We start from the raw sequence: 11,954 nt of genomic DNA, 5'->3' as shown, positions 1-11,954 counted from the left end.
CAGGGCTGCCGTACTTCCTGATCCTGCTGTGCCGCTCAGGCCTTCCTGGCACGCCTGCGCCGCCACAGCGCGCGCAGCACCCAGCCCAGCGGCAGCACCACCAGCACCAGCCAGGGCAGCACGGCCGCCACGAAGGTGATCAGCGCGGCCATGCTCTCGCCCAGCACATGGCCGGCATCGCGCAGCGCGCGGCCTATGGGGCTGTAGCTGGTGCCGCCCTGCACCAGGGCGCGGGTGGGCGTGAACTGGATCTGTATGTGCTGCTTGCTGGTCTGCTGCTCCAGCACCTTGCGCTGGGCGGCCATGGCGTCCAGCTCGGCCTGCGTGTCCGACAGCGTGCGCTGTATCTCCAGCAGGTCGGACATGGTGCGCTTGGTCGTGGTGTCGCGCAGCATCAGGCGCAGGCTGTCGCGGAACTCGGTGCGGTTCCTGATGCGCGCCTCCACGTCGATCACCTCGGCCGTCTTGTCCTCGCTGATGGTGTTCTGCGACACGATGGTGGCCACGCCGGCCAGCGTGCCCAGCAGCCGCTGCACATCGGCCGGCGCCACGCGCATCTCCAGCATGGCGTTGCCGGGCTGCTGGGGCGTCTCGCGCAGAAGGGATGCCGACAGCAGCTCGCAGCGCAGCGTGGCACACAGGTCGCGCACCTGGCCCCAGGCATCGGCCAGCTGCGCCTGCGGCACTTCCACGTTCAGCTCCTGGCGCACGGCCAGGAAACGCTGGGCCATCTCGTCCTGCGCCGATGTCTCTGGTGCGGCTGCTGCCGCATCCTCGGCCTGCACGGTGGCGGCGCGGCCTTGCTTCATGCCGGCGCCGCCCGCCATGGGCGCGGGGGCGGGTGCCGATTCCAGGGCTGCTGTGTCATGCCGCTGGTTGCAGCCCGCAAGGGCCAGCGTGGCAGCCAGTGCCAGCACGGCCGGCAAGGCCATGCGGGAGGGCAGAGTGGAAGGCCGGGGATGCGTCATGAATTTCCTCTTGAAAACAGGCAAGAACAGGGCGCTGCCAGGGATCAAGGCTCAGGGCTTGCCGCCGGGGCCGAACATGGTGTCCACCTCGGACTGCAGCTCGAAGATGTCGGACACCGTGTAGAGCCAGTCGCCCTTTTGCAGATGGCCGGGGTCCGGCGGCGTCTCCACGCAGGCCTTGACTAGGGTGAACTGGCCGGCCGGGTCGGGCAGGAACTTCAGGCCCGATATGGAAAACCGCGCCACCCGCCCCACGCCATCGTTGTAGCGCCGGCCCCGGGCGCGCACGTCGGCCAGCTCCGCCATCTGCGGCAGGTGGTCGAACACCGCGTCATAGAACTCGACGATGGGGCTCTGGTTGGTCCGGGCGCAGCCGTGCACGTACAGGGCGTGGAAGCGCCCGTCCAGCTCCATGGCCACCACGTCGGCCGCGCGGTAGAAGGTCAGGCTGTCGGGCAGGCCCGGCGAGCGTTTGGGTGGCGCGGGCGGCGTGTCCAGGAAGTCCTGGCGGATCTGCGCCGACTTGCGAAAGAAGTCATCGCTGAGCGCCACCTCGGCATTGAGCACATCGATGGCCGTGCGCGCCGCCGCGTTCAGGCCCGCGTCGGCCAGGCCGTTCCGGTGCAGCACGATGGGCAGGGCCAGCGCCGTCTTGTGCCGGTACAGGGCCGTTGCCTTGGCATCACCGGCCTGCAGCACGCAGCTCCAGCGCCGCAGCAGGGGCGGCAGGGCGTGGCCGCCGTAGTTGGCCGCGATAGCGGCATCGTGCCGGCCCAGCGCAAACGTGCGCGCCATCACGCGCGCCACGTCTTCCTCCAGGGTCTGCACCAGGGTATCGGCTGCCAGCTTGGACAGCGCCTGGGTATGGGTCATGGCCATGGCGTCACTGGCTCCAGTTCGATGGCAGGTTCCTGAAATCCGGCAGGCCATAGCCGCCAGTGCTGCGTTGTTCGTTGCGGTGCTCGATGCAGTGTTCGATGCTCAGGTCAAAGGCTTGCATGGGTCTGTCGCAGGCGCTTTCGCGCCGGGGCAGTTGGAACGCCGGCCAGTGTGCCCCAAGCCGGGCCGCTGGCGGGGTGTGGGCGCCATCGGGTCTGTATCGATCTGCTACCGGCGCGGGCTGCCGTGCTGACGTCTTGCCGTCACATGAACCGGCAAGACTCGTCATTTGCTTTTCATGCGGTTCATGCGGTTCATGCGGGTCATGTCAAAAGGGGGGCGCCACCAGCCCCGGGGAGATGCAAGATGTTCTGGGACAAGAAGCTCAGGCGCTGGGCCGAGGCCGTGCGTGCGCGGGCCGATCTGCCGGCGCGGCTGGTGCTGTGGAATGGCGAGCAGTTCGACTTCGGCCGCTTCGCGCAGCCGCGGGTCACGCTTACCGTGCGCAGCGCCTCGGCCCTGCCGCTGCTGCTGGACCCCAGCCTGGACCACCTGGGCCAGGCCTATGTGAAGGGCCAGATCGACATCGACGGGCGCCTGCCCGACATCATCGACTTCGGCTATGCGCTGGCGCGCCGCATGTCCAAGACCCAGGGCGCGGGCAAGGGGCCGGGGCGGCTGGCGCTTGCAGCGCGCGCGGCAAGGCGCTTCAGGCACAGCCGCAGCACGGACCGCGAATCCATCCAGTACCACTACGACGTGTCCGACGACTTCTACCGGCTCTGGCTGGACGAGGGCATGGTCTACTCCTGCGCCTACTTCGAGAACGGCGACGAGGACCTGGCCACCGCCCAGCGCAAGAAGCTGGACCACATCCTCACCAAGATCCGCCTGCAGCCCGGCCAGCGCCTGCTGGACATCGGCTGCGGCTGGGGCGCCCTGGTGCTGCGCGCGGCCCAGCACTTTGGCGCGCACTGCGTGGGCGTGACCCTGTCGCGCAACCAGTTCGAAGCGGCCACCGAGCGCGTGCGCGCCGCAGGCCTGGCCGACCGCATCGAGATCCGCCTGCAGGACTACCGCGACGTGCAGGGGCGCTTCGACCGCATCACCAGCGTCGGCATGTTCGAGCATGTGGGCCGCCGCAACCTGCCCATGTACTTTGCGCACATGCGCGAGCTGCTGGCCGATGACGGGCTGGCGCTGAACCACGGCATCACCTCCACCGATGCCAACGTGGGCGCCACGGCCCTGGGCGGCGGCGCGTTCATTGACCGCTATGTGTTTCCTGATGGCGAGCTGCCCCACCTGAGCCTGGCGCTGGAGGCCATGCAGCGTGGGGGGCTGGAGGTGCTGGATGTGGAGGGGCTGCGGCGGCATTACGTGCGCACGTTGCAGTTGTGGCTGGAGCGGTTTGAGGCTTGTGTGCCGGAGATTCGGGCGTTGGTGGAGGAGGAGAGGTTTCGGATTTGGAGGGTGTATTTGGCGGGGTGTGCTTATGCGTTTGAGCACGATGACGTGTCTATCTTTCAGGTTGTTTGTCGGAGGGCGGGGCAGGGGGCTGCTTCGTTGGCTTGGTCGCGGAGGTATATGTATGAGCGGGGGCTGTCCTGATGTCTTGGGACACGGGCGGTGTGTAGCTTGTTCTTGACCCTGCCGGGGGGTGTTTTTTCGGGGCCGGGTCTCGGCCCGGCGGCCGACCCGCTTTCTTGTCTCGCCAAGAAACCGGGCCAAAGAAGGCGACCCGAATGCCCGCGACCCTCCGCTTCGCTGCGGGCAACCTGCGTCGTGGCGCTTGCGGGGTTTGCCGCAGAACTCTCTGCGCGCTTCGCGCTCCGCTCAGACAACTGCGGCAAGTCAGATCACGAAGCAAGCCTGTCCTTCGGCAGGCTTGCAACCCCGCAAGCGCCACGACGCAGGCGCGGGCATACGGGAGGGGGCGGGGGAGCGGGGGCGGGGAGAGAGCTATCGGCGCGATTGTTCTGGTTTTCTGGATGATCCATCCCGGCTGCGCCGGTTTATCGCGGGGGGCTGGCTGCCTAAGCTGGGTGCTTCATCCAAGCACAAGGAGCGTTTCCATGGCAGACCATTCCATTCGCGGCAAGGTGGCATTGATTGCAGGCGGCGCCAAGAATCTGGGCGGGCTGATTGCCCGTGATCTGGCGGGGCACGGCGCGCGGGCCGTGGTGGTGCACTACAACAGCGAGTCTTCACGGGCCGAGGCGGAGACCACGGTGGCCGCAGTGCGTGCGCTGGGCGCAGAGGCCGTGGCGCTGCAGGGTGATCTGACGCGCGCTGGCGCCGTGGAGCGGCTTTTTGCAGAGGCCGTGGACGCCGTGGGCCGGCCGGACATTGCCATCAACACCGTGGGCAAGGTGCTCAAGAAGCCGCTGATGGAGATCAGCGAGGCGGAGTACGACGAGATGGCCGCCGTCAACGGCAAGTCGGCGTTTTTCTTCCTCAAGGAGGCGGGGCGCCATGTCAACGACCACGGCAAGATCGTGACCCTGGTGACTTCGCTGCTGGGCGCGTTCACGCCGTTCTATTCCTCCTACGCGGGCACCAAGGCGCCGGTGGAGCATTTCACGCGGGCGGCGGCCAAGGAGTTCGGGGCGCGGGGCATCTCGGTCACGGCCGTGGGGCCGGGGCCCATGGACACGCCGTTCTTCTACGGCCAGGAAGGCGCGGACGCCGTGGCCTATCACAAGAGCGCGGCGGCGCTGTCGCCGTTTTCGCCTTCGGGGCTGACGCATATCGAAGACGTGGTGCCCTTCATCCGCCACCTGGTCAGCGATGGCTGGTGGATCACCGGGCAGACCATCCTCATCAACGGCGGCTACACCACCAAGTAGGAGCACCCAGTAGGCCGCTCCCGGCCGGGACTATGCTGCACGCCATGGACCGACTCGACCGATACCGGATCTTCATGCAGGTGGCCGAGATGGGCAGCTTCATCAAGGCCGCCCATGCGCTGGACCTGCCGCGCGCCACGGTGTCCGCTGCCGTGCAGCAGTTGGAAGAGCAGGTGGGCGCAAGACTCCTGCACCGCACCACGCGCCAGGTCAGCCTGACGGCCGATGGTGCTCAGTTGCTGGAGCGTGTGCGCCCGCTGCTGTCAGAGGCCGAGGACGTGGAGCAGATGTTCCAGGCCCGCACGCGCCAGGCCACGGGCCGGCTGCATGTGGACGTGCCCAGCCGCATCGCGCGCCGCCTGCTGGCGCCCGCGCTGCCGGGGCTCATGCGCCGGCATCCCGGGCTGCAACTGGTGCTGGGTTCGTCAGACCGCGCCATCGACCTGGTTCAGGAAGGCGTGGACTGCGCCGTGCGCGTGGGCACCTTGCACGACAGCAGCCTGGTCGTGCGCCCGCAGGGCTGCATTGCCCTCATCAACTGCGCCAGCCCCGCCTACCTGCGCGAGCACGGCCTGCCCGAGCAGCCGCAGGACCTGCTGCACGGCCACTGGAGCGTTGGCTATGCCTCGCCCCGCACGGGGCGGGAACTGCCCTGGGAATGGAGTGGGGCGAGCGATGTGGATGGGGTGGATGGGGCAGACGGGCCGCAGACCCTGGCCGTGCCCAGCCGCGTGGTGACCAACAATGCAGAAAGCTACATCGCCTGCTGCCGCGCCGGCCTGGGGCTGATCCAGATCCCGCGCTATGACGTGCAGCACCTGCTGGACACGGGTGAGCTGGTGGAAGTGCTGCCTGCCCACCGCGCAGCGCCCATGCCCGTGGCCCTGCTGTACCCGCACCGCCGCCAGCGCTCGCGCCGGCTGGCGGTTTTCATCGAGTGGTTCGAGGCGCTGATGCGGCCGAACCTGGAGCCGTAGGCGCAACCCCGGCCGCCCCAGTCACCGCAGCCGCCCCGGCCGCAGGGTGGTGCTGGGCCCCGTCGTCATCATGAATGGGCCGGTAGCCGGGCCCGAAGGACACGTCGCCCAGCCGCCAGCCCTCACGCCGGCGAAACGCCCCCCAGAACCGCTTGAGCGTATGCCACTGCATGGCCACCAGCCCGCGCTCGTTGTCGGCATCCACCTCGGGATCGCTCACGCCCGTGGGGCGCACGGGCTCGTCGGTGTACAGCGCCGTGCCAAACAGCATGTCCCACCAGGGCAGCACCTGCCCAAAATTGCAGTTGTGGCGAGTGGGCCGCTCGGGGTCGCGCAGCATGTGGTGGTGGCGGTGGAACAGCGGGCCCACCAGCACGCGCTCACCCACGCGGCCCAGCCAGCCCAGGCGCAGCCGCACATTGGCGTGCGAGAAGTTCTGCACCAGCTCGCTCAGCAGCCCCAGCAGCGCAAACTCCGAAGGCTCCACCCCCATCGCCAGCCCCACCGTGGCCAGGATGAAGGACTGCAGCATGCCGTCCAGGTAGTGGCTGCGGTCATTGCTCCAGCAGCTCATCTGGCGCTGGCTGTGGTGCATGCTGTGCATGGCCCACCACCAGGGAATCACGTGCTGGGCGCGGTGCATCCAGTAATACACCAGGTCGTAGACCACGTAGTACACCAGGAACAGCGCCACGGGATGGTCCGCAAACCACGGCACCCAATGCTTGAGCCCCGTGGCCTCCTCGGCCGCCGGCCCGCCGCCCAGCATGCTGGCAAACGGCATCAGCACCAGAAAACTGAACAGCGGAAACAGCCCCAGTAGCATCAGCAGCGTGTAGTTGCGGTCCACCGTCGTCAGGCGCCGGTCGCTCCAGCGCTCGGCCGGAAACAGGCTCTCCAGCGGCCGCATCACACCCGCGATCAGGAACAGCTGCAGCCCGGCAATCAGCACCGCCTCGGCAATCTCACGCGGATCGCCGGCCGCGTGGGCGATGTCCAGCCAGTGGACGGCGGGGGTTACGGCGTGGGTGGCGAGCCAGGTGATGGCTGCCTGCCACAGCTCGGTCAGTGAAGTCATGTCTTGTGCCTGCAAGAAGGGCCGGGGGAGGGCTGGGGGTTGCGGGCGGGATTATGGGGTGGGGGTGTGGAGGGAGTGTGTGGGGATGGGGAAAGTAGACGGGGCTGTACTCGGCCCGTTGATGCTGTTCATGCCTCGGCTGCCGGCGTCTGCTGCGCGGAGGTGGCCGCCACTCGAAAAATGTGCTTAACTACACGCTCTTTTAGATAAAGCGGTTAGTCAAGCGAACGGCAGATCAAATCGTTTTGGTCAACGCCCTTCGTATGCCATCGTGATGAGCGGTTTCACAGCATCCAAGTCTGTTTGGTTTGCGATCGCGATCTCTAGGTCGCCCGTGCCCCAGTGCCCAATATCACTCACATCACGAGCGTTCGGCGGCAGCGGGCCAGACTGTTTAGGGTTCAGGTGCAGGTATAGCAACAGTCGATTCTTCTGCAGCACGATCGTCGAGAAGTTCTTCAGCCTCTTGAACGCAACGTACAGCCTCAGCTCCTTACGTTGAACATCGTCACCAAGAGAAAAAATGTAGTCCTCGATGGTGGCCAGCAACTCAGTAAGAGTTATTGACAACGTTGGTAATAGGTCTGCATAGGACTTGTCTGGCCCAACCGCTTTGGCTGGGGTGGTGATAACAACGGGATCTTGTTTGTATGGTTGGGCGATTTTCGCACTTGTACCTCGGCGCTCTTGGTTGGCGTAAACGCTAGCTTGCTCAAGTAGCAAAAGCTCTTCACCGAACTTTCTGTATCGAATCAGCTCGATGTTGCGCCCTATCTGCTGGACGGCATGATCGTCATACCTGTTGAAGTCCGCAGCAATACACACCAACCGTGGCGCACGCCAGTCAATTGCCTCAGATACAGCTTTTCCGAACTTCTCCAGCACCAAGAATTTGAAGTCTGCCTGGTGATCCATCAGCCAGTTCAGATAGAAAAGCCCTTGATTGATCACATTCTCGTGTGCCGCCCGCTTGTACTCCAGAATGACAGGGCAGTTGTTTTCGTCCAGTCCAAGCGAATCTATGCGTCCCGCATGCAATCGACCCGTGCTGTACTCTGAAGCGAGAAATCGAATCCCCAGCATGGTTTCAAGGTTTCTCTCGATCAGCTTCTGAAGCGGTCGCTCCAAGTCGGACTGATGGCCGTGCAGCTTGGTGGCGCTGCCATCAACCAATCGAAAGAGATTGATCTCGCTCATTCCGCATCTTTCTGAGGAAAGCTCGGCAGGCTTGCTGCAACGTCGCGGAATGCCGCCAGAGCGGCCTCCAAGTGCTCGATGATTTCTTGCTGTAGTACATCCGGCGGAGGAAGGTCATCGAGGTTGTCGAGACTGTCATCCTTCAGCCAGAAAACATCCAGACTGGCTTTGTCGCGGGAAATAAGTTCTTCGTAGCTGAAAAACTTGAATCGGTCCGTTGCCTTGCGCAAGTGGCGATCTGCAGGGTTGTAGCAGGCGACGAAGTCACGCAGATCGTCCAGCTTCAACTGGCGCGTCTTCAGGGTGAAGTGCTTGTTGGTGCGCAGATCGTAGAACCAAATGCCTTTGGTGTGCACACGCCCATCTTTCGGCGCATTGTCAAAGAACACCACGTTCGCCTTCACACCTTGTGCATAGAAGATACCGGTAGGCAAGCGCAAGATGGTATGCACATCGCAGTTCTCCAGCAGCTTGCGGCGGATCTTTTCTCCCGCGCCACCTTCAAACAGCACGTTGTCAGGTAGTACTACAGCTGCCTTGCCGTTCACCTTCAACATGCTAACGATATGCTGCAAGAAGTTGAGCTGCTTGTTGGAAGTGGTTTCCCAGAAATCTTGACGCTCATAGGTTAGGGAGTCTTTGTCTTCCTCCCCAGCGTCGTTGGTGATGGTCATACTGCTCTTCTTGCCGAAGGGCGGATTGGCCAACACGTAATCGACCTTGTGCTTTGGCTCGGAGATCAGCGCATCTGAGCGGTCAATGGCGGGCTGACCATCCAGCTCACCGATGTTGTGCAGGAACAAGTTCATCAAGCATAAACGCCGGGTGTTCGGAACGATCTCATTGCCAATGAATGTCTCATCTCGCAAGAAACGCTTCTGTTTGGGGTTGAGCTTATGCAGATCTCGGACAATCCACGCCCGATTGTCCTCCAGCCACTTACCTGTGCCCGACAACCACTCATTGGCCACCAAAAAGAACCCGCCAGTTCCGCAGGCAGGGTCTGCAATCGTCTTCAAAGGTTGCGGCCGAAGGCAGGCCACCATGGCCTGAATGATGGCGCGAGGCGTGAAGTACTGACCTGCACCGCTTTTTGTGTCTTCCGCATTCTTCTGCAACAAGCCTTCGTACAGGTCACCCTTGGCGTCTGCTTCGAGGCTGATCCAGTTTTCTGCATCGATCATCTGGACCAGACGGCTGAGCTTGGCTGGATCCTGTATCTTGTTTTGCGCCTTGAAGAAGATGGCGCCCAACATGCCCGACTGCTCGCCCAGCTTATGTAAGGTCGATAGGTAATGAGCTTCCAGCGGCTCGCCTACCTTGGAAGTGAGGCTTGCCCAGTCATAACCTTTCGGGATGTGCGTATCGCGGTTGTAGGGAGCTTGCGCATACTCGTGGGCTAATTTCAGGAACAGCAGGTACGTGAGCTGCTCGAGGTAATCGCCATAGCCAACGCCGTCATCGCGCAAGGTGTGGCAAAAATTCCAGACTTTCTGGACCAGTGTGTTTGTGTTCATAAAAGGGCCTCAATCCAATCCTTGTCTCGATGCGTGCCAATGGCAGACCGAAAGAAGCTTGAATATTCGTGATCGGTAGATAAATGTTCTTCTAAGTGCTTTAGCACGGCAGGCTGATTGCCGGCAAGACGAATCAAATCATCAAGAACTCGCCATGATTTTTTTTTGACTTCTGGTGTGTTCCATTCGTTTAGACCAAGTCGATCAATCGTGTATCGCGCGCGTTGGTATTCCCAGGTTCCATTGGCGGAGAGTGGCTTTACTTCACCGTCTACGCCATGTGCAAGTAGCTCGCAATCGGCTTGCGCACATGGATCTAAAAATCTCGGCAGCTCCGCACTCAGTTCGCCCGCAGGCAATGTGCAACGCTGAGCCTCATCGCGAATGGGAAAATCATTGGCTTTTCCGTGCAATACTTTGATTTCGTCATTTTCTGGTCGATTGCATCGTTGGCATGACAGTCGGAAATTCCACCATTCATAAGCCAGCCAATGATAACCATCATGGCCTTTAAGCTTCACGCCATCAACTGTGATGCCCAACTTGGGCCGGAAGTGATCGACATCAAACGGTGCGCGCGAGCTCTTCGCTTCGCAATACCAGCATTTGTGCCCGCTGGCATTGGCAAGCCACATTTTGAGCAATCCCCAGCTGCCATTTTCCTTGATGTACTTAGATCGAAGGTCATGAGTGCCCAGCGCATTGACTTTCGAAACTCTCCCGACGTAAACCGTGAGCCAGCGTGCCGGGAAATGGGGCGGCAACGGAATCTGGATGAATCTCAAGCCTGGTCCTCCTTTAAGCTGTGCAGCAGGCTTTGCACTAATACATCAAGTGCTTTCTGTTTATTCTCAGGTGTGACGATGGCTCCGTTAATATCGCCGTTGGCAGCCAGATCAAATCTGGCACGTAAATACTCTTGCTCCAGTCTATCCCTCGATGCAAAGTTGAAATCCAAGCCTTCAAGGCGGGTGCGGATTTCGACCAGTTTGGCCCGGTCAGCGTCGTTTAGAGGAGTCGGCTGAGTGGAGAGCTGGTGTAGTGCCAGCAGATCGGTATTAGTGGATTTGTCCAGACTGGTGCCCAAGCCGAACATATCGCTGGTCACGATGCCGGCAAAGCCCATGCCCTTCGGGTCGACGGCCGGATTTGTGGCGCATACTGTTCGACTACCCGCTTCGCGATACAGGATCTGCACCTGCTCCTTTACCAGCTCTGCGATGGCCAAAGGGTTGTGGGTCGTCAGCACGATGTGACTGTTGTCTTGACCTACACTTTTCTGTCCGACAAAAGACTTCAGGTAGTTCAGGTAGTCCACGCACCAGCGCGGATTCAAATGCGTGTCCGGCTCATCTAGCAAAAACAGGCTTTCGTCCTCGGCCGTAAAGCGTAGCAGGCCCAAAACTGTAAGCAACTGCTGCTCCCCTTCACTTAGTTCGCGAAAAGTGACGCAACCGTCGTTTTTTTTCAGGCGTACACGGATACGTACCTCTTCGATCAACTCCGAAACATAAGTGCTCTCTAGGTCACGGAAGAATTCCGCTGGCTGTTGCTCTCCAACTAGCTGCCGAAGAGCGTCGATATCTTTAATGTAAAAATACTGGAACTCTGTTGTCTCCTTGTTCCAAAGCGTAATCTGCTTTTCTCGCCTAATCTTAATTGGAGCGAGTGAGATGCGTTGAAGGCGATCCAGGAATTTCTGCACAACACCTTTTGCCCCCCAAAACCTTTCATCGCCCGCAGTATCAATCTTCTTGTTACCACGTCTCTTGCTCCAGCCGGGCTGTTTCAAAACGAAGAGAACTGACTCGATCCCTTCATCAGGATCAATGCCCATATTTTTTTCGAGAAGCTCTCTGACTTCGGTAGACTGCTTAATCATGAAAGCCAGCAATACGAACTGGCTGTGCACCGGCATGGTATAAAACAGGCGCTTCAGCCCAGGGTCTTCGCCGTTACGCAGCTTGCTGTCATAGTTTTCGAGGTAAGGGCGAAATACCTCGTGCATACGCGGGCTTTCTCCCGAGTAATAGCTGAACACATAGCGCGGCAGGTACTCGGTATCGGCATTCAGGAAAGCAGTAAGCTTAATGATTTCGCCACGAAATACCGATGCTGGCTCTTCGCCCTCAATGACTAGGCTCAGGGTGTTTTCACCATGATCCTGCGTAGCCTTTGCAACGTGAATCGTAAAAGGCTCTTTTTCCCGATCCGGGTCAGCATCAATATGAATTCGCCGTAAATTCTCGCCTGCGCCCATGCGATAGGCCAGCTGAAAGGCAAATGCAGGCATACGCTTCTTAGCAATCAGATCGCGGAAGATTATAGCTAGCGCTTCCAGTACGTTGGATTTGCCTGTGCCGTTCCAGCCAATTACGACCGTAACCCAGTGATCTTGATCGAAGTCGATAGTGACGTTCTTCAAGTTCTTAAACTGGTGCGACCGGCTATCTTTGGCACTGCCGATGGTGAGCTTGTCTAGACGCATG

Annotated in this window: 10 protein-coding genes; 3 read left to right on the top strand and 7 right to left on the bottom strand. The window is 61.2% G+C overall.

Translation table 11 applies throughout. The annotated features are described in order from the left end of the window. Positions 1 to 35: 35 nt before the first annotated feature. Complete coding sequence (locus G4D77_RS07550) at positions 36 to 968, bottom strand: DUF4349 domain-containing protein (RefSeq protein ID WP_016454707.1); 933 nt, start codon at positions 966 to 968, stop codon at positions 36 to 38. A gap of 51 nt (positions 969 to 1,019) precedes the next feature. Continuing rightward, the gene (locus G4D77_RS07545) at positions 1,020 to 1,847 is read right to left on the bottom strand and encodes a hypothetical protein (RefSeq protein ID WP_154835025.1); all 828 of its coding nucleotides are present in this window, start codon (positions 1,845 to 1,847) and stop codon (positions 1,020 to 1,022) included. Between the two features lie 366 nt (positions 1,848 to 2,213). Between G4D77_RS07545 and G4D77_RS07540 the strand changes: the two genes are divergently transcribed. The 3 genes from G4D77_RS07540 (at position 2,214) to G4D77_RS07530 (ending at position 5,673) form a co-directional block, all read left to right on the top strand. Then, a complete protein-coding gene (locus tag G4D77_RS07540; RefSeq protein ID WP_154835023.1) occupies positions 2,214 to 3,458 on the top strand; it encodes a class I SAM-dependent methyltransferase in 1,245 nt (414 codons plus the stop codon). Between the two features lie 464 nt (positions 3,459 to 3,922). Further along, positions 3,923 to 4,696 carry an SDR family oxidoreductase gene (locus G4D77_RS07535; RefSeq protein WP_012204216.1) on the top strand — a complete coding sequence of 258 codons (774 nt, stop codon included), beginning with the start codon at positions 3,923 to 3,925 and terminating at the stop codon, positions 4,694 to 4,696. 44 nt (positions 4,697 to 4,740) lie between these two features. Next, a complete protein-coding gene (locus tag G4D77_RS07530) occupies positions 4,741 to 5,673 on the top strand; it encodes a LysR family transcriptional regulator (RefSeq protein WP_154835019.1) in 933 nt (310 codons plus the stop codon). Here G4D77_RS07530 and G4D77_RS07525 read toward each other — a convergent pair. From G4D77_RS07525 to G4D77_RS07505, 5 genes are all read right to left on the bottom strand, one after another. Further along, complete coding sequence (locus tag G4D77_RS07525) at positions 5,627 to 6,751, bottom strand: sterol desaturase family protein (protein WP_213757937.1); 1,125 nt, start codon at positions 6,749 to 6,751, stop codon at positions 5,627 to 5,629. The two genes, G4D77_RS07530 and G4D77_RS07525, sit on opposite strands and share 47 nt — an antisense overlap. Positions 6,752 to 7,000: 249 nt before the next feature. Further along, the gene (locus G4D77_RS07520; protein ID WP_213757936.1) at positions 7,001 to 7,948 is read right to left on the bottom strand and encodes a DUF5655 domain-containing protein; all 948 of its coding nucleotides are present in this window, start codon (positions 7,946 to 7,948) and stop codon (positions 7,001 to 7,003) included. After that, a complete protein-coding gene (locus G4D77_RS07515; RefSeq protein ID WP_154835017.1) occupies positions 7,945 to 9,465 on the bottom strand; it encodes a class I SAM-dependent DNA methyltransferase in 1,521 nt (506 codons plus the stop codon). The genes G4D77_RS07520 and G4D77_RS07515 overlap by 4 nt, the downstream gene beginning before the upstream one ends. Continuing rightward, a complete protein-coding gene (locus G4D77_RS07510; RefSeq protein ID WP_154835015.1) occupies positions 9,462 to 10,250 on the bottom strand; it encodes an HNH endonuclease family protein in 789 nt (262 codons plus the stop codon). The genes G4D77_RS07515 and G4D77_RS07510 overlap by 4 nt, the downstream gene beginning before the upstream one ends. Next, positions 10,247 to 11,953, bottom strand: a complete 1,707-nt coding sequence (locus G4D77_RS07505) for an AAA family ATPase (protein WP_154835013.1) — start codon at positions 11,951 to 11,953, stop codon at positions 10,247 to 10,249. Before G4D77_RS07505 ends, G4D77_RS07510 begins: the two co-directional genes overlap by 4 nt. Position 11,954 lies beyond the last annotated feature (1 nt).

The organism is Delftia sp. WY8, assembly GCF_018437695.1.
Taxonomy (GTDB): Bacteria; Pseudomonadota; Gammaproteobacteria; order Burkholderiales; family Burkholderiaceae_C; genus Comamonas; species Comamonas tsuruhatensis.
The sequence above is the reverse complement of the archived record's forward strand: the minus strand, read 5'-3'. Positions and strand labels throughout refer to the sequence as shown.